A 25,909-nucleotide genomic window follows, 5' to 3' on the forward strand; every position below is an offset into this window, starting at 1 on the left:
CGCAGCGCGGGAGGGCGAAAATACGGAAGTGGGTACCCGCTTCCTATGCTTGCTACGAAACTTTTTCCTTACTTCCTACTACGGGGAAAAGCGTCATTTTGCCAAAGCAGGACAAAAGAAAAACGCTGCAATCCTCATAAAAGGCTGCAACGCTCTTTCTTTCCTATTCAGTTTTCGTTTTCGACTTCTGCAATTTCTTTCGCCGTTGCGGTTACAATCCGTATTCCCTTATCGCTCATGCTGTCAAGCAGCGTGTCAAGTTGTAGCCGCCCGGTGTTTTTCCCGTCTGTCTTATCGGGGAAAAAGAATTGGTCTACCGATATGCCGTAACGGGTTACAAGCTCATAGAAGATTTGCAGGCTCGGTTGTTGCCCTTTGTTCTCAATGTTCGCAAGATAGCGCGGGGAAATGTTCATTTCGTCGCTTACTTTCTTGCGGCTCTCTTTCCTGCCCGTCCGCGCTTCTTTTATCGCTTGCCCGAAAGCTGCAAAGTCATATAGTGGTACTGGTCTTTTAGCCATATCAATTCACCCTCTTATATTGTATAGTTCCCATTGTTCGCTGGATATGTCTACACAATTCATACAGTTAGCCAAAATAAAGCATATTATAAAGTCGCTCTAATTGACTTTATGGATTGTTTGCTGTATAATCAGTGTATCTTACAGGGAAGTAGGTGAGGTTATGTGCCGTATTGTACTTAACACTTACGTAATTAACACGCTCCGGACAAATAAAAATGATGAAACATTGTCCGGAGCAGATATTATATTTTAGTTTCATCGGCCAATAAATTTTAGAAAGCATAGCAATATGCTTTAGTTTGTTGTGCCGAAAAACTAATACGATATTAGGGGCTTTAGGCTTTGTTTCGCCTAAAGCCCTTTTTGTCATTAAGGGCTTATGTAGCATACATACGCCCTTTTCTACTTTTAGAGGGCTTGTGTATTTCAAATACATTAGCCCTCTTTTTTGTTTTCAGGAGGAACAACCATGAAATATACAATCAATCTCATACACAATATTGATGTAGATATAACAAATCAACTAATAAACATCTGGGAAAAAGCGGTTAGACATACACATTATTTTCTTACCGAGCAGGATATAGTGTCTATTCGAGAGCAGGTACGAAGCAGTCTAAAGACAATGACTATATTGGTGGGTGTAAAAAAAGAAGAACAGATTATAAAAGCTTTCCTTGCTGTTAAAGGAAACAAAATAGAAATGCTTTTTGTAGACCCGACCGCTATGAGAACCGGGCTTGGACAAAAGCTTATTAACTTTGCGCTTAATGAATTTGGTGCTCAATATGTTGATGTTAATTTAGAAAACCATAGTGCAATCAAGTTTTATGAGCATATTGGATTTAAGGTTTGTGGATATTCAGAACATGACAATTTTAATAATCCGTTCCCGATTATACACATGATAAAAGAACTGCCTTAATAGCTTCAAAATTCAATACAGATTAAATTAACCGCCGTTTTCCTTTTTCAAAATTGGATTTACGGAGGGTGTATTAAAGTCGCCCTTTTTTAAGGATATGGCGGTATCAAGGAGGTATCGTTATGTCCGCTTTTGCTTTATCTAATCTTTTCAACTGTCTACGCTCAAAAAAAGCTATGCCCCGCCATTGGGATATTTCGCCCATGAGTATGAACTGTCAATACATCTAAATACTGCTGACAATTCCCTTGCGCCCGTCTGTATTTTGCAGACGGGCGCATTTTGCTTTTTCACAGTTTTTTTGAAAAAGTGCTTCCCCCGATTGGCAAAAAAAATTGCGCGTCCGTCGAGGGTTTGCGAAAGGGGACAAATAAACCCGCCCCCGGGTAGGAAAGGGGGTGAGAATATGCAACCTAATCGCACCGAATGGCAAAAACGCTGCACGTTCAACGGCTTTTGCAAGAGAGTGTTGAAAAATGAAGCAATCGACGCTATCAGAGAGAGCCAAACACGCAGAAAGTACGAAGTCGTCTTTTCTGACTTGTCGCCGCAGGAAGAAAATCAGCTTTACACTTGCGACCAGTATTTTGTGAATAACGAAGCTGAAAAATCTTTCTTTGTCGCAGGGAAAGAAATTACGGCGAAGCTGCTTGCCGACGCGCTGCACTCTTTGCCGGAAGAAAAACGTCAAGCCGTATTGCTGTACTACTTCTTTGACATGAAAGATGCGGAAATCGCGGAACTGATGAAGATACCGCGCAGCACAGTACAGTTTCGGCGGACAAGCTCTTTTGAACTGCTAAAACGATTTTTGGAGGAAAAAGCTGATGAATGGAAAGATTGACAACAATCCCAACGAACGCGGCTTATTACCTTACCCGGTCATTTTAGCCGCGACAAAGGGCGACCCCGACGCAATGAAAATTGTTATGCAGCATTACGCGAGCTACATAGCCTATCTGTCTACCCGTAAAGTGCGTGATGAATACGGCAATACCTACTACGGCATAGACGAGGATATGCGCGAACGGCTGCAAGCAAAGCTCATGCGGGTTGTTCTTGGTTATCCGTTAGATTGATTTAATACGCGGGCGTTCCCCTTTCCGCTTTGCGTATTCAATCTGACGTAACTTTTGCACCTTTTCAAAGAAAGCGACGCAAGATAACGGCGACGCAGTATAGGGCAAATCGGGTACGTCCTTTTTGCGCCGAGCCATAAGGCGGGTGCGCCATGACGCTTTTCCCCTACGGGGAAAAGCCGAGCGACTAACACCGCGACGGGAAGCAAGTTAGCAGCTTGCGGGCGACGACACGCATTGAGGGTAGACAAGCCTTTACAGCCACAGTCCGAGCGTTCAGAGCGTCGCAGGCAATGGGTAAAGCTGCCTTAAATGAGCAGGGGTGAAACTCCCGCGAGGTTGTGCTAACAGCCGCCCGATTAAAGCTCATTTTTTTCTTAAACGAATAGTGGACTTGCCACTATTCATAGACTGTATAAACAGTTGCGAAAGAAAGGGGGCTTTTCTTTTGTCGCAAAATCAAACGCCCGTCATACAGACGGAGCATAAAATAGGCAAAACAACATATATCGTTTGCGCGTCGCAGAGTGAAAAAGCGACGGACACCATAGATAAAAAAATCAAAAAGCTCATTCGTAAAGACATGGAGCAAAACGCCGCAAACGCCCGTAAATAGGGCGTTTTTTAACATTTAGGCAATGACAAACGCAGCGGGACATGGTATAATATCAGTAGTACATATACCTTGCTTGTCTGCTGTCGGAAAGGAGGAACAATGTTACAGGCAGACAAGATAACCGCTTTATATTGCAGATTAAGTCAAGAGGATATGCAGGCCGGGGAAAGCGAAAGCATACAAAATCAAAAGCTGATTTTGCAAAAGTATGCAGACGAACACCGTTTATTGAACACCCGCTTTTTCGTTGACGACGGATTTTCGGGAGTGAGCTTTGAGCGCGACGGGCTTCAAGCCATGTTGCAGGAAGTGGAAGCCGGACGAGTGGCAACGGTCATTACAAAAGACCTTTCCCGTCTTGGCAGAAACTATCTGAAAACGGGCGAGTTGATAGAGATTGTATTTCCCGAAAACGGAGTGCGCTATATCGCTATCAACGACGGAGTAGACACCTCAAGGGACGACAACGAGTTTACCCCGTTGCGGAACTGGTTTAACGAGTTTTACGCCCGCGATACCTCAAAGAAAATCCGGGCGGTCAAACAGGCGAAAGCGCAAAAGGGCGAGCGCGTCAACGGCGAAGTACCTTACGGCTACCTTGCAGACCCGGACGACCGCAATCACCTAATCCCCGACCCGGAAACCGCGCACGTTGTAAAACAGATTTTCGCTATGTATGTACGCGGCGACCGTATTTGTGAAATCCAAAATTGGTTACGGGATAACGAAATCCTTACTGTTGGCGAACTCCGCTATCGCCGCACAGGAAGCACCCGGCACCCGCGACCGCAGTTAGAAGCCTACTATAACTGGCCGGACAAAACGCTTTATGACATACTGGCGCGGAAAGAATACTTAGGGCATACGATAACGGGCAAAACCCGCAAGGTGTCTTACAAGTCTAAAAAGACCCTCAAAAACCCGGAGGATAAACAATACTTCTTTCCGAACACCCATGAAGCGTTGATTGATGAAGAAACCTTTGACCTTGCACAAAAACGGATTGCGACGAAGCACCGCCCTACAAAGGTAGACGAGATAGACATATTTTCGGGTATTCTCTTTTGTGGGGATTGCGGCTACAAGATGTATGCAATGAGGGGCGCGGGAACATTGGAGCGCAAACACGCTTACACTTGCGGCAACTACCGCAACCGGGCAAGAAACGACTTTGTTTGTACGACGCACTATATTCGCAAGCCCATTTTGAAAGAGCTTGTCCTTGCAGACTTGCAGCGCGTCATGTCTTATGTGCGGGAGCATGAACAGGAGTTTATACGCACCGCCAACGAGTACAGCGACCAGGCAATGAAAAAAGCCCTTTCGCAGCAGCAAAAGGAGCTTGACAAAGCCGAGAAGCGGATTAACGAGCTTGATATTCTTTTCCGCAAGCTGTATGAGGATAACGCCCTTGGGAAGCTGTCGGACGAAAGGTTTGTATTTCTGACTTCCGGCTACGAGGACGAGAAAAAGACCCTGACGCAGCGCATAATGGTATTGCGAAAGGAAATTGCCACCGCCGCCGAGCGCGGCGCAGACGTGAAGAAGTTTATCGCGCTTGTTCGCAGATATACGGCGATTGATGAACTGACCTACGAAAACGTCCATGAGTTTATAGACCGTATCCTTGTTCACGAATTGGATAAGGAAACGAATACCCGTAAAATCGAAATCTTTTATAGCTTTGTGGGTAAAGTAGACAGCGGCGAAAAGCCCACAGAAAACACCTGTTATTTCAGACAAATAGGTGCAGATGTAAAAAGTATTGCTATTTAACATAAAAAGCTGAGGCGATAACGCCACCGAGAAAAACGGTAACGCTATCTTACCTCAGCTAAATTTGTTCCGGAATACTCATAATCCTTATATACTCTAAAAACCTTTATATCTTTTTCAGTTGCTTCTTTTATACAAAGTTCTTCCTGCATTTCAAGGGAATTACTTTTGTCTCTGTAATCCTCTTTTCTTTCCTGTGATAGTCTTGTATAAATACCGGCAATATATATTTTTTCAGTCCCATTTGCAACTTCTGTTCCTATCTCTGATTGTGATCTATGTCTATTTTTCGTTCTAGCCATAACATACCTCACTTTCAGCACTTACAAGACTTTTATTCATAATAGTAGGTATAGCTTTTGGATTTCCGTTTGTAGCTATACTTTTCTTTGCTATAATATCGTTCTTAAATTTGGTCTTGTCTGTTTTTGCCATTTCCTCAAGTAAGGATAACTCTTCGGTATGATTAAACCTGACATCTATCGTCTTATCTTCAGAAATATAAATTTTATCAATGAGCATCACAACAGATAGTCTATCTATTTCAGATAAATTTTTATATCTGTTAATATCAATAATCCAGCTCTTATTTTTATCTATCTTGTCCTTTGTATCTTCCTGTCTTTTTACCCTATACTGGATACTTTCATCTAGTTTAGTGAGTTTTTCCATATAATTTTTTCTAAAAAGGTGATATTCTTCTTTACTAATCACATCTTCTTTTAAATCAAGGTAAAGTGAAGATAACAGTTCTTCTGTCATAGCTTTTTCTCGTTTTAATATAGGAATCTGTTTGTCTTTCAAGTTTCTATTTATATCTATAAGCCGAACTTTGGAATATAGCTTTTCGTTAAATTCAATATAGGTTTTTATTATTTTAGACACTGCTTTTATCAAGATTTCTTCCTTTATGCTGTGTCTTGAGCAAGATTTTTCCTTGTTATACTTTGAGCATATATAGAAAACCTCTTCTCTTTCTTTATACTTTACAGTTCTTCTAATCAAAGAACTTCCACATTCTTTACAAAACAGCATCCCGGTAAAAATATCAATTTTATCCTTACCACGAGAGTTGTTTAAATCTCTTTTAAGCATTGTATTTGCAATAGCAAAAACTTCCTTACTTACGATTGCTTCGTGGGTATCCTCTACCCTTATCCATTCTTCTTTATCTTTTCCAATTTGCTTTTTATTTTTATAGTTTAAGGTGATACTCTTTCCCTGTAAGGTGTTTCCAATATATACTTCATTTTCTATAATTCTGTTTACTGCCTTCGCTGACCAATTTCCAACTTTTATATTTTGAAATCCATTACACTTAAAGCCTTGACTTTCTTTATATTTTCTTGGAGTTAAAACACCTAAGTGATTTAATTCATCTGCGATTGCCTTTGAGGAATATCCCATAAGCTTCATATCAAATATATTTTTGATGTTAGGAGCAGCCTGTTCATCAATCACCAACTTGTTTTTATTTTCTTCAGATTTTTTATATCCATAAGGAGCAAATGCACTAATGAAATCTCCTTTTTCTCTTTTTATCTTTTGAGAACTTTTTACCTTATTAGAAATATCTCGGCAGTAGCTGTCATTGATAAAATTTTTTATAGGGAGTATTAGGTGAGTGTCATTCATATCTGCACTTTTACTATCGTAATTGTCATTAACGGATATAAATCTTATTCTATTTTCCGGAAATATTCTTTGTATAAACTTCCCGGCTTCTATATAATCTCTTCCAAATCTTGATAGGTCTTTTACAATAATCGTATCAAATTTCTTATCATAAGCATCATTTATCATTTCTTTAAAATTAGGACGATCAAAAGTTGCTCCTGAATATCCGTCATCAACATACTCTTTGATAATTATAAATTGATTTTTCTTTGCATATGAATTTATAATTTCTCTTTGATTTGATATGGAATTACTTTCTACTTTTTCTCCATCTTCTTTTGAAAGCCTCAAATACATAACTGCAATATTTTCTTTATCTACACTATTTTTAAACACAAAAAAGCCTCCTTAAATTCAATTTACATACAATAAATCGAACCAAGGTTAGGCTTCCACAAAGATATTATAACGCTCCTTATATTTTTTGTCAGCCCCTAATAGACAGAAAATTTTTCTTTGATGTATTCCTCTACTAAATTTTCTAAGCTAAATCCATTTTCATTAAATTTAACTTCGATATTCCAACCATCAATTTGATTTATTGTCTGTTTATCTTTTTTATCTATTTCCATCTTAATATCTATATTATGTTCTTCACACATAATATCTTCTCCTTATCTTCAGTATTTTTAAGTTTTATGACATTGACAAGTGCATTGGCTGCAACATAGGAATTTCACCTCCGCCCCTTTTCAAGATGAGCCGGCATCAACTGTAGAAGTATCATTATCCCCGTTAGTATCATCGCACAAGAGTTGCCACTCTCTTTTTATACGAACTTATTTATCGCTCCAAACCTTATATCCTCTACAAATGTAGGTATTCATTTAAACCAATTTCTCTTAGCAAGTTTATCTTGGCGTAAGCTGTAAATTGCTCAACTATCGGTTAACGTCTTGTCTTGGTCTATTCAGTTGTCAAAGAGCAAATCTGTATATAACGAGGTAATAAAAGTCCCTCTATATATAAACCTTACTTTCAGAACAACTTTTAACACTTTTTTTGAATATTTTTTTGAAAAATTTTCAAAAATAGAGGACAGAGATCTTTTCCCTGCCCACTACTTAATTTACTTATCCAAAAGTTTTCTAAGCTTTTCTAAAATCTTATCTCTTAGTCTGCTGATTTTCATTGGATTTGTATCTTCTTTCTTTGCAACTTCTGTGAGAGTTTTATCCTCAAAATATAGTGCTTCAATTAGGTTTCTCTCTTCATCATTTAGGCTGTCCAATGCACGATACAAATCTTCTATACGCATTTTGGTTTCAATGATTTTTTCAACATCAACAGTATTATCTGCAATATCTACAATACTTGTGTTAAAGTCTCCAAAATGAAATACGCCATGCCTTTTGTCTAATCTTTTTAAATGAGCTTCATGATTAAACTCTTTTTTATATGCTTTATACACTTCGTCAGGTACATATATCTTTTTCCCCTTGACATAAATGTATTTTTCTTTATTTGACATCATTTAATCCTCCTTTTTTACTCTAATTTTTGATTTTTAAGCATAAAAAAGGAGGACTCCGGCATTTTGACATGCGAAATCCTCTTAGATGTAAACATTTGAAAGCGCTTTTGTTTTTCTTATATTTAGTTTTTAGTTCTTTAAAAAGGGCAATATATAGAAATCAAAAATAATTTGAAAACATATATAATATATTTATAATATTTTCTTGTTGATAAAAACAATTTCCACATATATGCTCCTCATTCTCAATACATATTAAATGTGCCTCCTTAAAAATTAGCTGTTAGAAATTTTAACCCTACAAAACATTACTTTCATTTTGTATTCACATTTTCTAGATTCTTTAGTGTATTTATCATCATTATAAATCCAACAACAATCATAACGAAGTCAACAAGTGGCTGCGTGAACCAAACAGCTTTTACTCCAAATGCCATTGGTAAAATAATCATTGCAGGAACAAATATGAAAAGCTGTCTAAGCATAACAATAATTCCTGCTTTCTTTCCATTTCCAATAGATTGGAAGAAAGTAATCGTCATAACCATTACTCCATACAGGATAAATACGGAATAGAACAATCTAAAGTTTCCGACACCTTGTGCAATAATGTTTGCTTCTACACCGAATAAAGATAGTATTTGACTTGAAAGCAATAAAGACGGAATCCAAAAGATTGCTGCAAGAACCAGCCCGCCAATAGAAAATACTTTCATAGCCTGTCTTACTCTGTCATACTGCTTCGCTCCAAAGTTAGTTCCTACAACAGGCTGTAATCCTTGGCTCATTCCCCAAAGTGGAATGAACGAAAAGGCATATACACGAAGCGATGCTGCCATCAAAATCCCGTTGGGATCACCGCCATACTTAAATGCCATTTTATAAAGCATAGTCTGTTGAATCATGAACAGAAGCTGCATCATCATAGCTGATGAGCCTACGCCGAACATTTCTTTTTTTATCTCAGGATCGGATTTAATCTTATAAATTTTAACAACCTTACTCTTTTTCAAGAAATAATGTAGTGTTGCAACCGCTTGAACAAACTGTGCTGTAATCGTTGCAAGTGCAGCACCTTCAATGGCATATTCACCCATAACTGTCATTAAAATCGGATCAAGAATGATATTCAGTAAGGCTCCAAGTCCCATTATCATCATGGCTTTTTTCATTAGACCTTCACCACGCATAACCATGTTTGCGGACTGTGTGAAGTTTACAAACAAAGAGCCTATAAAAATCACTCTGAGGTATCTAACACCATAGGCTTTGATTTCACCCGTTGCTCCAACCATAGACAAGAAATGTGGAGCAAGAAGTATTCCTCCAATCGTAATAATTACGGAGAAAAAAATTACCCAATAGATTAAGTTCCCCATAATTTTATCTACGGTTTTCTGATCACCTTTTCCGATTGCTCTTGAAAGTACAGAAGCAGACCCTACACCAAGTAAGGTTGAAACACCACTGTTAAAAAATGTAAGTGGCATCGCAACACCGCAGGCAGTCATTGCTGTCTGTCCTATGATTTTCCCAGCAAATATCCCATCCATTAAAGGATACAAACCGATTACTATCATTCCAATAACCGCTGGAATAGATAGCTGAAAGAGTAAATCTATCGGTCTTTTTGTTAATAGTTGTTCTTTTATATCCTGTTTCAAGTACTTACCTCCATTTATTACAAATATATTCTTACAATATTTTTACGCCATTATTTTTATTTTGCAGCTCTACCATATTTTTATAAATCCCATTTAAAGCAATTAGTTCATTATGGGTTCCTTGTTCTGCAATATTACCTTCCTTGATTACAATAATATTATCGGCATCTCTAATAGTATTTAATCTATGAGCGATAACTAATAATGTTTTATTCTTTACCAATTCACTGATTGCTTCCTGTATATAGCTTTCATTATCCACATCAACACTTGCTGTTGCCTCGTCAAGAATTACAATAGGAGCATCTTTTAATATACAGCGAGCAATAGAAATTCTTTGTTTTTCACCACCGGATAGAGTTGCTCCTCCCTCTCCAATCATTGTGTCAAATCCATCAGGAAGTGCCATAATAAAATCATAGCATCTTGCTTTTTTGGCAGCTTCTATAACTTCTTCTTTAGTTGCATTTTCTTTTCCCATAGCAATATTATTAAAAATTGTATCTTGGAATAAGTAAACTCTCTGGAAAACCATACTTATTTCCGACATCAATTCAGACAGTGAAACATCCTTTATATTCACTCCTCTAATCAAAATTTCTCCAGAGTCTACATCCCAGAATCTTGCTAAAAGATTTGCCACTGTGGATTTTCCTCCTCCGGACTGTCCAACTAAAGCCGTCATTGTATTCTTATCCATTTCAAAACTCATATCATGTAAAACCTCTTTTTCGCCATAAGAAAACTTAACATGATTAAAAGAAATTTCAGGTTCTGAGGACTCAGATTTTGAAATATGTTTTTTGCCTACATCTTGTAATTCAGTTTCATTTAACACTTCTTCAATGCGATCCAGAGCAGCGTTCATTACAGTAAGCCTTGTAGCTTCTCCATAAAGTGTTTTTAAAGGGCTGAATAAGTCAAACACAAACAAAATAAGCCCCAACATATACGGAAGTCCCAAAGTTCCTTGATAATTAAGATATAGAGCCACTGCTAAAATAAATGTAATGCCAATTCCATAAATAATATTTAAACCGGTTGTCCATGGTGTTATTTTATTTTCAAATTTTATAGATGTGTCCTTTGAGGATACAAAATTATCAGTAAGAGATTTAGAATTTTCACCTAAAAGGTTGTAACTTTTTATAACACCTATACCTTCAGCAAATGATAAAACTGCATCCGTTAGTTTTTCACTTTGTTCTTGTCTAATAGCCGACTCCGATAAAGACATCTTATTCATGCTACTTGCAAGCAGTGTTGCAACCAATGTTACACACACCGCAATCAATCCAATTCTGTAATCTAAAACAAACATGAATATTGTTAGCACAAGCGTTGATAATACATAGCTCATCATATTTGCAATCGTACTCATGGAAACTTCTTCAATAAAAGCCATATCCGAGCTTAAAACTGAATTTATTTTTCCCAAATTTCCTGCTGTAAAATATCCCATCGGGAGCTTTCTAAGATGATTTCCAAGCTCCATTCTTTTATCAGCAAAAATCATAAAGCCAGCTGCACTTTGTAATTTATCACTTAAGAAGTGAACCACTGCTTGTAATAAAACCACTAAAATAAGTCCCACCCCTACATATATAAAAGTTTTGGAGGTGTTCGTTTTTTCATAAAATCCAATCAAAACGGTAAATGCAATAAATATAGGCATTTTACTTAATATGGATTCAATAAAGGCAAATATAAATGCAGACTTTATTCTGTTTTTGTATTTACCTGATAAATTTAAAATCCTTGAAATTAGTCTAAACATTCATTTCACCTTCCTTTCTGCTGATTTTCCAATCTTTACTAAATAGCGTCGCATCCCATAATTTACGATATTCTGCTGAAGATTCTAATAAATCTTTATGTTTTCCATTCGCAACTAAATGACCATGATCCATAACCAATATCTGATCTGCATCTACAATAGATGGCAACTTATGTGCAATAACAATTAAGGTTTTTCCTTTCACAAGTTCACGAATAGCCGCTTCCATTTTTTCTTCATTTTCCGGGTCTGCGTAGGCTGTTGCTTCATCAAGTACAACAATCGGAGCATTCTTTAAAATAGCTCTTGCTAGTGATATTCTTTGCCTTTCTCCACCTGAAAGCATCTTTCCTGCTTCCCCAGCTAAAGAATAAATACCATCCGGAAGTCTATTTAAGAATTCCATGCACTGGGCTTTTTTAGCTGCTTCAATAACCTCATCATCACTGGCAGCTAAATTACCAATGCGAATATTTTCTAAAAGCGAGGTATTAAATAGATATTGGTCTTGTGCTACATAAGAAATTTGTTTGTTGAGTGATTCCAATCTTATATCTTGTATGTCTTGTCCACCAATACTTATGCTTCCATCTAAAACATCATAATAATGAATTAAAAGTTTAGCCAAAGTACTTTTTCCTGAACCGGATTCGCCAACAATCGCTGTCTTTTCACCGGCTCTTGCCGTAAAACTAACATTATGAATAACATTCTTAATATAGGTTTCAGGCTGTCCGTTTTCTCCCATCTTGCTTAACTGATAGCCAAAGGTAACATTGTCATATAAAATAGTTTGCCCTATTCCCTCAAAATCATTTTCTCCCTGTTTTAAAGGCGCCATATTTAAGGCTTGTTCTAAAGCAGAAATCTTATAATTTAACTGCGGCATAGTTGGTAAAAATCCAAGAGCTTTCAGTAGTGGTAATCCTATACTTAAAGAAAGACATAATATCAGTATTAAGTTAGAAAGACTTGCATAGCCCATATATACAAAGTAACCACCAAGCGGCAATGTTAAAATAATCGTGCATGGAAGTAAAGCACTATATAACGCCATCCATGGCCATGCCGTCTTATACCAAGCGAGTGCATAATCTCTGTAATTACTGATATTTTTAGAAAGGCGCTCATAAGACTCTGTTTGCTTATTAAATACTTTTACAACTTCCATACCGTTTACATACTCAATAATGGTATTATTCATTTTTCCGCTTGCCATATAATATGGTCTCATTTTTTTCATACCTACAGAGTACATAATCATCATTGCAAGAATGCTAATCGGAATAGAAGCTAATGACATTAACGCTAATCGCCAATCAATAAAAAACATTGAAATATAAACCATAATAGGTACAATTAGGTTAGCTATTCCTTCAGGAAGTGAATGAGCTAAAAGCACCTCTAAACTACCAATATCATCCACAAACATTTTTTTGATTGTACCTGTCCCTTTTTCTTCAACAACACCCAATGGAAGATCTTCCATTTTTTTCTGTAAAGATGTTCGAAGCCCAAGCAGAGTGTTGTATGCTGCTTTATGGGATACATTAAGACCTAAACCTCCTAATACAGCCTGCAACACTAAACAAACTAAAATACTGATCAATAAAATAGCAATTCTTTCAAATTTTAATTGCTCACCTAAAATAAGTGGATTGATAATCTGATATGCAAATAGAAAGGGTAACACACCCATAATTACACTAATAAGCATAATAAAACTTGCTAAGTGAATTGATTTTTTATGCGAACCGGCATATTCGAAAACCTTATTTAACATAGTTTCCCTCCTTCAATAAATTTCCTTTTTTATCCATAAAATCCATGATTAACGCTTCATTTCCCTTTACAGATATTTTTTTATAATCCTTATCACCGAGCATTAAGACGGAATGACAGGTTTTAAATAACAGCTCTAAGTCATGAGTAATTATAATAATTGGAATCTCCTTTGCTTTTTCTGTTATTAAATCAGACATAATTCTCATACTCTTATAATCAAGACCTGATGTTGGTTCATCCAGAATTATCAGCTTACGGCCAGATAAAAACGAAGTAATAATCGCCAATCGTTGTTTCTGTCCGCCGGATAGTTTCTGTGGATGATTAGTTTTTTTATGCCATAGATTTGTATCTTTTAGATATTCTCGTATTTTTTCTAAATCACTTTCCGAGTTTTGATCTTTACAAAATATCAACTCATTTTCTACGGTATCAAAAAAAATCTGAGCATCTACATCTTGTAACACGCAATATGAATTTCTAAGCCTTTCTCTTTGTTTCTGTCCATAGCTGACATCTAAATATTTTTCAGATAATCCGCATAATGCTTTTGCCAAGGTACTTTTTCCAATACCATTAGAACCAATCACTCCCATTATTTCGCTTTTTCCAAGCTCAAATGTTAATTCTTCTATCAAAGTTCTTTTGCCTTGATGAATGCAGGCTTTATTTACTTTGATATATCCTTTAGCAACAATGGGTTCTTTTTCTGATATCAATTCTCTTTCATTAAGTGTTCTTAACTCAAGCTCCTTACATTTATCATTACTAAGACTACCATTCGGAAAAATTTCACATATTGTACCGTTTTTTATATAAATCAATCTGCTAAAAATCTCTTTTAAATAATAGAGCCTATGTTCCGCTATAATTATTGTCTTTCCCATCGCCTTCAATCTGAGAAGTATTTCACTGAAATGTTTTATACTATCGTAATCAAGACTGCTTGATGGCTCATCAAAAAAAATAATATCCGTATCATAGATAAGAGTTCCAGCTATAGCTACTTTTTGCCTTTCTCCTCCTGATAATTCAAAAATGGATTTTTTGCTAATATGGCTTATTTCTAATAGAACCATTGCTTTTTCAACTTTTTCTTTTAATGTATCCCTGTCCAAGCCCAAATTTTCACCCACTAAAGCAATTTCATCTTCAACTACATCACAAAAAAATTGATCTTTAGGATTTTGAAATACATTGCCAATATATTTAGCTAACTCTCCCTTTTTATATGCCGTTATATCCTTCCCTAAAATCTTGATTTCTCCGTTCAAATCACCGTCATAAAAGGATGGAATAAGTCCGTTTAGTAGTCTTAAAAGTGTCGTTTTTCCGCATCCGGAAAGACCTGTTAGGACTACTATTTCGCCTTTCTTTACAGACATTTTTAAATCTTTTAATATCAAATCCTCTCCATAATGAAAGGATCTTATTTCTGCCTCTAAAATATTTTCCATAAACTCGCCCCCAACAAAATCATCCCTCCGATCATCATTACGATATCAACAAGTGTAATTTTCACCTCATGAAAACTTGTTTTTTGTCCATCATATTCAATCCCTTTTGATATGATTGAACAAGTTAAGGTATCGCTTATATCTATGCACTTATACATAAGAGGAACAAAATATAACTCAAATGTTTTAATTGGTTTGAAAATGCTTGCTTTAAATCCTCTAATTTTCATGCCGTTGTTTATTTCCTTCATCCTAATAGAGATTTCCGGAATAAAACGAAAAAATACTGTAATTCCTATGCCTATTCCACCATCAATTCCAATTTTTCTAAATGCAGCAATTAGATGTGAAGAACTATATGAAGACAGAACTCTTCCCAAAATGAAAAGTGGAGCAAATTTCAATACTATAAGTAGCATTGTATATATAGAACCAATCAAAACATTTCCTAAATGGGGTTTAAGTAAATAAATAAGTCCCCATACTATAAGCAATGAACATATCGTTCTAAATGCTTTTTTAATTGAAAATAAGGATAATAGTCCTAAAACAAAAATAAGGGAAAGTAAGTATTGCGATTGTTCTCCTATTGTTAAAATAACTGAAAATAGTAAAATCAACCCAACTATAGTAAGCGGGTTGATTTTATCTGATAGTTGGTACTTGCTTATATTATTTTTTTCATCTCTACAAAACACTTTTCTTCTTCCTATCACTAAAAAATTTATTGTAAATATATGTTCCAAAATAAGCTCCTATAACTGATGCTACAGCTGCAATTAGTAGGCAAATCAATATGTTTGTAGGAGTGTAAAAATTATAAAGGAATGTTGCATAATCCTTTGTAAACATTTTTGGAAATTGCTTTGTAAGTCCTTCTACACCAAATACAAACATAAAATACATAGCATGTAAGGAATATATGAACATCCCTGCTCCAAAAGCTGCCCCAATCTTCATATTTCTATTCATATAATTTTCCTTCTTACCAATTACAAGCTCTGCTAAAATTCCTGCAATAGCACAAACAGCAATTACAGGCCACATTCCCATGAGAACATAGAAAACACCCATCAATAAAAAGTATAGAAATGCTGTACCTCTTTGCCCGACCTGTTTACACATAATAACAAAGACCGGTGCTACAATAATTGTTGGCAGGGCTGATGATAAATATAAACTTGGAAGCATTCCAAACGATCCCGTCAAAAATCCTAATCCCATTGTTAATACAAAACCAATAACAGAAAATACTGCTATTTTTACAATACCTTTTAAATTCATAATTTTGTCCTCCTTGATTTTTAAATATGATATATTTCTATTTTCATATAGAAACAATATCCGGTTTTATTCTTCTGCAATTCTGAAATATAACTAAGTTATGTTTCAGGCAAAAAAATTGTTTATATTCCTCGAATCTTTTTCCACCCCTCATTAAAAAACTCTGAAATCAATGTTGCATTCAATTTCACTTCTTCTTTACTTTTAGAATGAACTGCTACTTCCGATAAAGCATAAAAATATGCATGGTTGATTAGGTGAATTCCTCTATTAGTTATCACATTATTTACATGATCCGCTCCGTATATCATGCTCAAAATGTCAAAGTGATTTTTATCTTCTTTCTCAATAATCCCGTCTAAAAAGTTGTTAAATTTTGTTCCATAAGAACCAAAGACCAGTAATTCAAATATATCTTTATGTTCAAAGAAATATAGAACCATTTCAATAGCACCTTGTGCTTTTGATTCCAAAATCTTGGAAATAGTTTCTTTCTTTATATGGTTTTCTCTTTTATAAACATTAAAACTTTTACCTTCATACAGAGCATAAGAACTTTGTATCTGATTCACGATTGGCTCTACTAATTCGGAGAAAAGAGCTTCTTTATCTTCAAAATGACCATAAAAAGCACCGGTAGTTACACCCGCCGCTTTGCAGATTGCTCTTAAATTAGCTTTTTCAAATCCTTGTGTTTTAAAAATAGTCTTTCCACAATCCAATATTTTTTTATGAGTTGCTTCGTAATCACCATTAGCCACGATTTACTTCTCCTTTCTCCAAATATAACTTAGTTATATTATAGCACACTCTTCTTTTAATTTCAATGCTAATACATGTAAGTACTACGCTTTTAACACAAATAATTTAATTCCTATATGCTAAAATATAATTGTTTGATATCTGAATCCCTTTAATTCCGAATTTATATAATTCATTAATAATACATTCATTATCTATATTTTCCCATTCCAATGTATATACCATCTGTCTTTGCGAAACTTTATCTCTACTAATATTAATCAAAAACTTCCATTGAAACTTATTTTTTCCCATGTACTTTTTTTCTCTCATTATCAATTCACATTCATAGTCTCCTACTCTAACATTCTCCAATACAGTTCCGTTCTTTATATAAAAATACTCTCTACTTAAATTACTTATAAGTATAGGGGTATCCTTTTCTAATTTTTCACCTAAATTTTGCCATAGAAATTCTCTTTCATGCATATTAAAATGTCCTACTACCCCCATCAAAAAAACAGCAGATATATCTTTAGTAAATTCAATTTCAAATATATTAGTATCAATCACCGTTATATTATTTTTTTTAGCAATAACATTTTGCAATTTGGACATTAATGCAATTCTCATTTCTGGAGATTTTTCTATAGCATATATCTTTTCACAATCAAACATTTCAGATATATATATTGATAAATTACCGGTTCCTGCACCAATGTCAAATACTATTCCCTTTTTCCTAACCAAAGGCATAATTTCATCAATAATTTTTTTATCTTGTTTCCACGAATTTCTACTTGTAATATCGTAAAATTCGACTTCTGCCCCATACAAATCACATATCCCTCCTTTATTTTTGATATTTTTTCATTATATTTTCATGTATTTTTTTTGTATCTCCAACTTTATGATACTCCACTTGATTTGTGTATCCAATCTTCTTGCATATGTCTGACCACAATCTTGATACGAAAATTTGTGATTGAACATTTGACAATTTGCTATCTCTATCCTGATTATTTAGTTCAACTATCGCTCTTTTAACAGCGTTAATCCATATCTCTTCAAATGTATTAAGAATACTTGGAGCAACACTACTTCCTATTACAGTTGCTGTAGGTATCTTTAAAGCTTCATTGTTACTATCAAAACTTAATAAATTATTTGAATCTCTTGGTAATTCTATAAAAGGCAACCATATAATAGGTCCATTAGTATTTATCAAACATAATCTTCCATTACTAAACGTAGCCTCTATTCTATGATATAAATGCATTGGATGATCTGCATCATATTTATCTACATTTCTATTAATTTTAAATGTAACTGGAGTGTTTCCTATTTCTGACACTAAAACAGTATCACATATTTTATCTTTAGTATCTAAATTACATAAATCACTCACATCACCTAATTTCCAAGACGATATTGAATTTAAACAGCAACTCAACATATCAATACCATCATACAAAACATTAATTGAACACTCTAGTGACATATTAACAATATTACTTTGCTTTTTTAAGTCATTAAGTATATCTAAAAAATCCAAAAATGGTTCAGTGTATCTATAGAATGGATTAATCATAAATCCAGTATCTTTTGACACTTTAAGGCATTCCAATATTTCTCTTTCATGAGCTGGATGTTCTAATAAAACTGAAATACCTCTTTTTAACAAACTTTTAGCAACTTCAAAACCACGACCACCAGCACCAGAATTTGGAATTATAACACAAGCTAAATCGGCTATAATTCTATCATCATTAGCATCTTCAAAATACGGTACTTCTAATTCATCCGCCAACATTTTAGTACGTTTACTACCACTACCTAAAATTCCAGATATATAGAAATCCTCCATTTTACTTATTGCATTAAGATATATCTTACCAAACCCAGAACCACAAACTAAAACACTCGTTTTTCTCATCATAAAACCTCTTCTATATTTAATTTATTTGTTTTGAAACAATAGGTAATTTATTCAACAGGTCAAAAATACCTTTATTATAAAATAAATCACAATATCTATTTATACCGACCACTTGTAAATCCCTTTCTAAAATCTCTTCTATTGCAGTATATATTATATATGCTGTTATATAATCAGGATTTGGAGTAGAAAAAATAGCTCCTCTACTACAGCAGTCTAATATACAATTTATATAAATTGAAACATTTTCAAAATATTCCTTATTAACATATTCTGAATCCCTAAAATTAATATCTTTATAACTATTCTCTCCCAAAGCTGTATAGGAGCATATATCCTTTATTTTATATTTTTTTCCGATATATTCGACTTCATTAATTATATATGGAAATATTTTGCAATCCTTTAATTCCGATGGTATATAATTTGGATACAGTTGGTCTGAATACTTTAATTCACCTCCTTTTACATTCTTCATGAAATATCCGTCAAAATTTTCGCTTTTCGCATTTATGAAATCTTTTTTTGAACTATTAGAGAAATTGTATTCTCCACCATGAATTATTTCAATTTTATCAGGAATTTCACTCATTTTTTCAATGAAATTCATTAAAAGCACTCCAAGTAATCCTGGAATAAATCCCGTGTTTAATATCACTTTGGCAGCAGATTTATCTTTAAAATGAAGCAACTTACCTCCACTTGGATCAATATAATATATATTTTTCCTTAATGCAGCATAATACATAAATTCACTTAATTCTGATGATGGTCCTGCTGTTCCTACCAGTATTGAAATATCTCTACAAAACAAATCTATTTTTTCTTCATCTCTAACATCAAAAAAATGACCTTTTTCATTTTTAACATTCGAGTTCTCGTTATATCCACATTTTACAGTGTATCCTTTTTCTTGTAATATCCGAATTAAAATGCTTCCAATTCTTCCACTTGAACCTAAAATCCCTATTACTTTATCATTCATGAATCTCCTCCATTATTAAATTAAACAATTGTTCTGCATTGTCATAGCATTTGTAATCGCAGTCAATAAAGTTAGGATTTCTATCTATAAATTCTATACTGTTTTTATGATAGATAACCATCTTACCTAAATATGGCTCATATATGTTATCTAAATTAGGAGATATAGCTACAATTTTTTTGAAAGCCTTCCCATCTATAATTTTTTGACTCGCAAAGTTTAATATTTTATTGAATTCATTGCCAAAAACCAATATAACTTTCTCTTTGCAGTCATCTAATTCAAATAGATCTTTGAATGTTTTTACTTTTTTAAAATCAAATTTTGTTAATTCCAATTTTTCTACTATCTCATAATATGACTCACAATTTATATCTTCAAAAATAACAACTCCACTTGTTTTAAAGTTTTCATTCTTACAATTTTCTTCAGTATTATTCTGATTAAAATTTTTTCCTCTTTTTGCATTTTTAATATACAGGATAATTTTATCAATTGTTCCATCTGATAAGGATACCCTTAACAATTCATCAAATTTAATATCATATTCTTCAGCATATAATTCCATAATCTTTCCAGCTGCTTGAGATAACATCAATGAATCAAACCCTAATTTTCTTAAATCATCATCTAAGTTCAAACTCTCTATAGCTCCAACATCTTTATATATTTTTACTATTGCACTCGAAAAACTATCACTTGTATTATGTGATTTTATTTTTTTATCCAATATATAATTGTATATATCTTGTAAATTACATTCAGATAAAGATATTTTTAATAATTCATCAAACTTAATATCATAAGTATCTCCATATAAATTAATTATCTTTCCAGCTGCCTGCGACAATAACAACGAATCAAATCCAATATCTCTTAAATTATCCTTCTCTGTTAAGCTATCTACTTCTCCTATCTCCATATATATTTTTAACAGTGATTTAAACATATGATTTCCTTTAGATTTTCTTTCTGCATCATTAGACTTATTCTCATTTCCAAAATCATGTTTAAAGGATGAATCTTGTGTTTTCATATAGATATCTATTAATCTTTTTCTATCAATTTTTCCATTTTGTGTTAAAGGTAACATATCTACACATATAAATTCACTTGGAATCATATACTGAGGCAACTTATCTGCTAAAAACTCTTTATAAGTCTGTTTTCTATTATCATTTTTTCTCATAACAAATATTTTTTGTCCAAAATTCGAATAAAAATTATTTGAATTTTTGTCTGGAATAGATAATATTAAATCTAAATTACAAGATTTAATACTTTCTTCCCATTCCTCTTCTGAGAAAAAAATATTACCACTTTTTGCTCTTTTGTCAGTATGATTTGGCATCATAAATGCCTGTGAAATATCTATTTCTATATGTTCACCTACTGGATCTGCAATTATAATAATACCACTATCCGACAGCATCTCATTTAAAATAGAAAGTGAATTGTCAATATTAATGACATTATTCAATACTCCAACTGCAACTATAACATCAAATTTATTGCTGTTTATCTTATCATCTGCATTATTTAAATCAAAAATTCCAGTATTTATATATGGATATTTTTGTTTTATGTTATTCAAAAAAAATGCCGAAACATCTGTAAATAGATATTTATAGTGTGTATATTCATTTTCTGCAAATTTATTAAGTATGAAGTCAGTTGTGGCTCCTATACCTCCGCCTACCTCTAATATATTTGCACAGCTAGTATCTTTCAAATGCAAATAAACTACATCTGATATTATATTGTTAATATATTTAGAGATAATAGTCTGTTTATAAAGAGTTTCAGCAATATCTATATTTCCACCTGGAAATAAATTCACTAGTGGATTCATTTTTCCTGACAACAACTCACAGAAATTTTCTGCATGTTTTTTGATATAGTTAGTAACAGATTTTGGAGCAACAATACTATAGTCTTTACATAACTGATTCCATAAATCATTACTCACAATCTTATTCCTATCTACAAAGGCATCTTCTATTTTTTTTATATAATCATGTTTCTCTAAATATAGCAACATCCTATCTAATATTGGCTGATTTTCTTTAGTTACACCTGTTTTGTTTACTATTGACCAATATTTTTCCAATTTAACTGAAAAAATTTCATGATTCTTCAAATTGTCATATACTGATTTTAATATTGCATCAGTTAAGCATCTATTGAAATATTCCAAATTAATGTTTTTATCGTCATAATTTATTTTATATGCATCCAAATACTTTTTTATTGAATTCTTTTCTATAATAAAAGCTATAATTTTATTATCTATCTTTAAAACAAAGCAATTTTCCACTGTATTAGACTTTAAAAGTTCACTTTCTATTTCAGATATTTCTATCCTATATCCATTTATTTTTATTTGATTATCCATGCGACCTATAAATTCAATTTCGCCATTTTTTTGATATCTCCCTAAATCACCAGTTAAATAATAACGCCAGTTTCGCTCACTATCGTAAATAAATTTTTCCTTTGTTATAGTTTCATCATTCAAATAACCTTCTGCTAGAGAGTATCCTGCAATTGCTATTTGACCAACAGAATATATCTCACACTCATTTAAATGTTTATCAATAATAACCACAGATTGCCCATCTAAAGGTTTCCCATATAATATTGAAGGTAATTCTCTAACCTTAGGATTTATTTCATGATAGATAGACCATATCCCTCCCTCTGTTGCTCCTCCTAAACTGAAGATCTTACTATTAGGAAAAATTTTAATTAATTTTTCAGATAATTTTACTTTAATAACATCTCCAGATAAAAGACTAAATCTTAGGGAAGGAAAAACATCTCTTTCTCTACAAAAATGCTCCAATAACTCTGCCTGTGCAGGTACTGAATTCCACAATGTAATTTCATATCTTTTTATTAATTCATTCCAATGAGATGGATCATTTTTTCTATCAGAATCTGGAATAACAATCATACCACCGACCCCTAACAATGAAAAAATATTAAAAACAGATAAATCAAACGAGGCTTCTGAAATAGCCAATATTCTATCATTTGAGGTAAGTTTGATTAAATTATTTATGGCATCAAGTGTATTTAATACAGCATTATGTGTCATTACAACACCTTTAGGAGTTCCTGTTGTTCCAGAAGTAAAAATCACATACGCAATATCTGACATATATTTATTTTCAACAATATCAAATGAACTATATTTTTTTAATACTTCATTAATTCTATCTTCATCCAATACAAAATTCACTTTAGCTTTATTTAATATTTTTAGTTGTCTTTCATATGGCTGGCTAATATCAATTGGTAAATAGGAAAAACCACTCATTAATATTCCTAAAATACCAACTATTTGATTATAATTTTTATCTATTTTAAGCCCTATATATGGAACTTCATCACTTACACAATTATTAATAATATAATCCGATACTTTCAGGGCATCATAATAAAGTTTTTGATATGTATACTCTTTACCTCTGTATACTACAGCTATTCTGTCTGGGTGTTTTATTGCTTGTTCAATAAATCTATCTTGTATACGTCCTTTGATAGAAATATCTTTGTGGTTATTATAAAATTTTTCAAGCGAAATTATATTTTTTTCTAAATTATTTTCCCATAAAAATGAATCTCCAGCAGCTTCTGTAAGAAATCTTTCAAAACGCAAAAACATAATATCAATCAGATTGTCATCAAAAATCCCTTCCCTTACATCCCAATTGATAGATAATGCTCTATCGGGATTCAATCCACTAACATCTTCGACTATTTGACAATCCACCCATACTTGAGGAGTCTTTGTTATTCCATACTTAATATGCAGACTTCTACTATCGTTCTGCAAAACACCCGTAAACACAAAGGGGGATATAAAATCTGTATTATTAGCTAATTTTTTTAAATCACTAATAACATCGATACCAGAATAGTTCCTATGATCTAAATCATCCATTAACTGTTCAAAAATAGACCTAGAATACTGCAAAAAGCTTTTTGTTTGTTCAAAATCTACTTCAAGTATATTGACATCTGTAAATTCTCCTACAATATTTTTACTATCTAGTACCGGTAATCTATTTTGTATCGGTATGTTTAATAAAAATTTTTTGTTCTCACTCCATAAACTAATAATATACGAATATGCGGAAAGAATAACAGATGAAAGAGTTAAACCATGTTTAATAGACTTTCTTTTTAATGATTCTAAGCAAGAACTATTTAGATAAAAAGTATAACGTTTGAACTCATTTCCTATGCTTGTTTTTGGAGATAATCTTCCACTCCTAGGTAGTTTAGGGTATGATGGAAAATTATTTATTCTATCATTCCAATATTTTTTATCTTCTGATATTCTATTATCACTATACTTACCAACTAAATCTAGATAATCAAAGAAATCTCCTTGTTTTTCATCCAATAATTCACCGGATAATAAAGCTTTTAGCTCTTTAAATAAAATTTGTACACTCCCAAAATCTACAAATAATAAATTTATAGATAAATGCAATGCACTGCATTTTTTTGTTTTTACTAGAATTCCTTTGAAAGATTTATTAAAAACTTTATAATCTGTATTTTTGAGTTCTTCACGTATCATAGAAAGTCTATTCTTAATATCATGGTCTGTAGAATCAGAAAGATCAATCACCTCTATGTTATCAACATAATCACACCCATTTATTATACACCTACCATTAAAAATGCTTGCTCTCAACATCTCATGTCTATTCACTAAAATTTCCCATGAGTTTAAAAATTTATCAGTATCGCAGTCTTCTAAAGCTATTTCTAAATAACCTTGGCAATCTACACCTCCCCATTTTATGTCATTTTGAGAGCCTATATAATAGGAATGCTGCATCGGTGTAAGATCATGCATCTTAATATTTGTACTATTATCATCTATAACCATTTTCATTAGATTTCCCCTTCAAAAATATCATCGTCATTTAATTCTATCTTGTCTAAACATTTTTCTACAAAGTCTATTGGTGTAACAAATAAAAACACAGATTTAAGTTTTATATTTATGGCATACCTTTGATTCAATATTGAGATAAACTTTGTTGCATTAAGACTATCTAAACCTCTTTCTAATAAGTTATCATCTTTATTGATATTTTCATTTAAAATTTCGCACCAAATATCACAAATTTTTTCCACCTTTATATCTTTCTTACTTTTCATAAAATTAACCTATATCCTTTCTCATCTGCAACATAACCCACTTCAATATACTCTCAATAGCTTCAGTGTCAATTTCTCCACCGATATCTTCAAGTGGAGACTTTACTTTTTGTAAAGAATGACCCAATCCTGGGAATAGCTTTATATCTATATTTTTATTTATTTTCTTTGCAAACTCCACGCTCTCCACTGGATTAATCCATCCATCATTAATTCCATGTAATATAAATACCGGTTTACCAAACTTGCTAAAAATATCTAAATCTCCATTCCATGAATCGAGAAAAAAATTTTCCACATAATTTGCAATGTTTAACGAATTATCTCCTATTTGTTTTGCAACGTTCCCCCAATCTTTTTTTATGTTTATTACACCATCTGAATTTGTATCAATTCTATCGTTAAACTTTAATATTCCATCACTCGCTTTCCTTAGTAGCATTGTATTAAATGCAAAAGAAACAGAAGAAGAATTTAATTCGTATCTTTCAAAATCAGAAACATTCACTAAGCCGTCATTATCTCTATCTATTTTTTCTAACTCCATAGTAACTAACTCTTCTAATATATATTTGAAGTAAGAATTCCAACCTTTGGCAACACCTGATTGCAATATTAATCCATCTATCCCATCTACCTCTTTAATAATATTAGCTATTACTCTAACTCCTTCACTCCAACCATAGATATAAATCTTACCTACATCATTCCTATTTTTTAAATACTTCGTTACACAAATAGCGTCCTGTACTATTTTATCAATTTGATAACCATAATTTTTATTAAACCTAAATGTGCTTACACCATTTCTTAAAAGCTCATCCGATATTATTTTGAAATTTTTAGAAACAATCCTGTTGGAAAAATAAACTGTTCCATCTTTGTCACTTTCTCCAGAGCCATGAATGAATAAGACTATATTTTTTTTAATGTTTTTATGTTTAATATCATATTCAAATTGACCTGTTATATTTTTTTCAGCTCCATTTATAACAATTTTTTCGACACAAGTATTTTTCATC

Annotated in this window: 23 protein-coding genes; 5 read left to right on the forward strand and 18 right to left on the reverse strand. The window is 33.1% G+C overall.

Annotated features, from left to right (window positions below; genetic code table 11):
- Window positions 1–167: 167 nt before the first annotated feature.
- A complete protein-coding gene (locus tag BM120_RS03220; RefSeq protein ID WP_091993235.1) occupies window positions 168–521 on the reverse strand; it encodes a helix-turn-helix transcriptional regulator in 354 nt (117 codons plus the stop codon).
- Between the two features lie 472 nt (window positions 522–993).
- On the opposite strand from BM120_RS03220, the gene BM120_RS03230 reads away from it, so the two are divergent.
- From BM120_RS03230 to BM120_RS03250, 5 genes are all read left to right on the forward strand, one after another.
- Window positions 994–1,449, forward strand: coding sequence for a GNAT family N-acetyltransferase (locus BM120_RS03230; protein ID WP_091993239.1), 456 nt, complete (start codon window positions 994–996; stop codon window positions 1,447–1,449).
- Window positions 1,450–1,855: 406 nt separating this feature from the next.
- Entirely contained in the window at window positions 1,856–2,293 is a 438-nt protein-coding gene (locus BM120_RS03235; RefSeq protein WP_091993240.1) for an RNA polymerase sigma factor, read from the forward strand.
- Window positions 2,277–2,528 (forward strand): helix-turn-helix domain-containing protein, encoded by a 252-nt coding sequence (locus tag BM120_RS03240; RefSeq protein ID WP_091993242.1) that lies wholly within the window; start codon window positions 2,277–2,279, stop codon window positions 2,526–2,528. The genes BM120_RS03235 and BM120_RS03240 overlap by 17 nt, the downstream gene beginning before the upstream one ends.
- A gap of 448 nt (window positions 2,529–2,976) precedes the next feature.
- A complete protein-coding gene (locus BM120_RS03245) occupies window positions 2,977–3,144 on the forward strand; it encodes a transposon-encoded TnpW family protein (protein WP_242941547.1) in 168 nt (55 codons plus the stop codon).
- Between the two features lie 99 nt (window positions 3,145–3,243).
- Window positions 3,244–4,920: a recombinase family protein gene (locus tag BM120_RS03250; RefSeq protein WP_091993243.1), complete on the forward strand. Its 1,677-nt coding sequence runs from the start codon at window positions 3,244–3,246 to the stop codon at window positions 4,918–4,920.
- Window positions 4,921–4,964: 44 nt separating this feature from the next.
- Here BM120_RS03250 and BM120_RS03255 read toward each other — a convergent pair whose 3' ends face one another.
- The 17 genes from BM120_RS03255 to BM120_RS03335 all read right to left on the reverse strand — a co-directional run bounded on the left by BM120_RS03255 (window position 4,965) and on the right by BM120_RS03335 (window position 25,908).
- Window positions 4,965–5,222: a recombinase family protein gene (locus BM120_RS03255; RefSeq protein ID WP_091993245.1), complete on the reverse strand. Its 258-nt coding sequence runs from the start codon at window positions 5,220–5,222 to the stop codon at window positions 4,965–4,967.
- Window positions 5,215–6,933, reverse strand: coding sequence for a recombinase family protein (locus BM120_RS03260; protein ID WP_091993247.1), 1,719 nt, complete (start codon window positions 6,931–6,933; stop codon window positions 5,215–5,217). The genes BM120_RS03255 and BM120_RS03260 overlap by 8 nt, the downstream gene beginning before the upstream one ends.
- A gap of 98 nt (window positions 6,934–7,031) precedes the next feature.
- A complete protein-coding gene (locus BM120_RS03265; protein WP_091993249.1) occupies window positions 7,032–7,199 on the reverse strand; it encodes an aminoacyl-tRNA hydrolase in 168 nt (55 codons plus the stop codon).
- 467 nt (window positions 7,200–7,666) lie between these two features.
- Entirely contained in the window at window positions 7,667–8,068 is a 402-nt protein-coding gene (locus BM120_RS03270) for a sigma-70 family RNA polymerase sigma factor (protein ID WP_091993251.1), read from the reverse strand.
- A gap of 317 nt (window positions 8,069–8,385) precedes the next feature.
- Complete coding sequence (locus BM120_RS03275; protein WP_091993253.1) at window positions 8,386–9,735, reverse strand: MATE family efflux transporter; 1,350 nt, start codon at window positions 9,733–9,735, stop codon at window positions 8,386–8,388.
- A gap of 31 nt (window positions 9,736–9,766) precedes the next feature.
- The gene (locus BM120_RS03280) at window positions 9,767–11,512 is read right to left on the reverse strand and encodes an ABC transporter ATP-binding protein (RefSeq protein WP_091993255.1); all 1,746 of its coding nucleotides are present in this window, start codon (window positions 11,510–11,512) and stop codon (window positions 9,767–9,769) included.
- Window positions 11,505–13,295, reverse strand: coding sequence for an ABC transporter ATP-binding protein (locus BM120_RS03285; protein ID WP_091993257.1), 1,791 nt, complete (start codon window positions 13,293–13,295; stop codon window positions 11,505–11,507). Before BM120_RS03285 ends, BM120_RS03280 begins: the two co-directional genes overlap by 8 nt.
- Complete coding sequence (locus tag BM120_RS03290) at window positions 13,285–14,754, reverse strand: ABC transporter ATP-binding protein (protein WP_091993258.1); 1,470 nt, start codon at window positions 14,752–14,754, stop codon at window positions 13,285–13,287. Before BM120_RS03290 ends, BM120_RS03285 begins: the two co-directional genes overlap by 11 nt.
- Window positions 14,739–15,452, reverse strand: a complete 714-nt coding sequence (locus BM120_RS03295) for an energy-coupling factor transporter transmembrane component T family protein (protein ID WP_091993390.1) — start codon at window positions 15,450–15,452, stop codon at window positions 14,739–14,741. The genes BM120_RS03290 and BM120_RS03295 overlap by 16 nt, the downstream gene beginning before the upstream one ends.
- On the reverse strand, window positions 15,442–16,038 hold the full coding sequence (locus tag BM120_RS03300) for an MptD family putative ECF transporter S component (RefSeq protein ID WP_091993260.1): 597 nt from the start codon (window positions 16,036–16,038) through the stop codon (window positions 15,442–15,444). The genes BM120_RS03295 and BM120_RS03300 overlap by 11 nt, the downstream gene beginning before the upstream one ends.
- A 122-nt stretch (window positions 16,039–16,160) precedes the next feature.
- Window positions 16,161–16,799, reverse strand: coding sequence for a TetR/AcrR family transcriptional regulator (locus BM120_RS03305; protein ID WP_091993262.1), 639 nt, complete (start codon window positions 16,797–16,799; stop codon window positions 16,161–16,163).
- 106 nt (window positions 16,800–16,905) lie between these two features.
- Window positions 16,906–17,616 carry a class I SAM-dependent methyltransferase gene (locus BM120_RS03310; RefSeq protein WP_091993263.1) on the reverse strand — a complete coding sequence of 237 codons (711 nt, stop codon included), beginning with the start codon at window positions 17,614–17,616 and terminating at the stop codon, window positions 16,906–16,908.
- Window positions 17,617–17,632: 16 nt separating this feature from the next.
- Window positions 17,633–18,715 (reverse strand): Gfo/Idh/MocA family oxidoreductase, encoded by a 1,083-nt coding sequence (locus BM120_RS03315; protein WP_026624711.1) that lies wholly within the window; start codon window positions 18,713–18,715, stop codon window positions 17,633–17,635.
- A gap of 19 nt (window positions 18,716–18,734) precedes the next feature.
- Window positions 18,735–19,703 (reverse strand): Rossmann-fold NAD(P)-binding domain-containing protein, encoded by a 969-nt coding sequence (locus BM120_RS03320; RefSeq protein ID WP_091993265.1) that lies wholly within the window; start codon window positions 19,701–19,703, stop codon window positions 18,735–18,737.
- Window positions 19,696–24,618, reverse strand: coding sequence for an AMP-binding protein (locus BM120_RS03325; protein ID WP_091993266.1), 4,923 nt, complete (start codon window positions 24,616–24,618; stop codon window positions 19,696–19,698). The genes BM120_RS03320 and BM120_RS03325 overlap by 8 nt, the downstream gene beginning before the upstream one ends.
- Entirely contained in the window at window positions 24,618–24,887 is a 270-nt protein-coding gene (locus BM120_RS03330; protein ID WP_026624708.1) for an acyl carrier protein, read from the reverse strand. Before BM120_RS03330 ends, BM120_RS03325 begins: the two co-directional genes overlap by 1 nt.
- A gap of 4 nt (window positions 24,888–24,891) precedes the next feature.
- Window positions 24,892–25,908 carry an alpha/beta hydrolase family protein gene (locus BM120_RS03335; RefSeq protein WP_026624707.1) on the reverse strand — a complete coding sequence of 339 codons (1,017 nt, stop codon included), beginning with the start codon at window positions 25,906–25,908 and terminating at the stop codon, window positions 24,892–24,894.
- Window position 25,909: the final 1 nt, after the last annotated feature.

The sequence above is a fragment of the Peptostreptococcus sp. D1 genome (assembly GCF_900112955.1).
Classification (GTDB): domain Bacteria; phylum Bacillota; class Clostridia; order Peptostreptococcales; family Peptostreptococcaceae; genus Peptostreptococcus.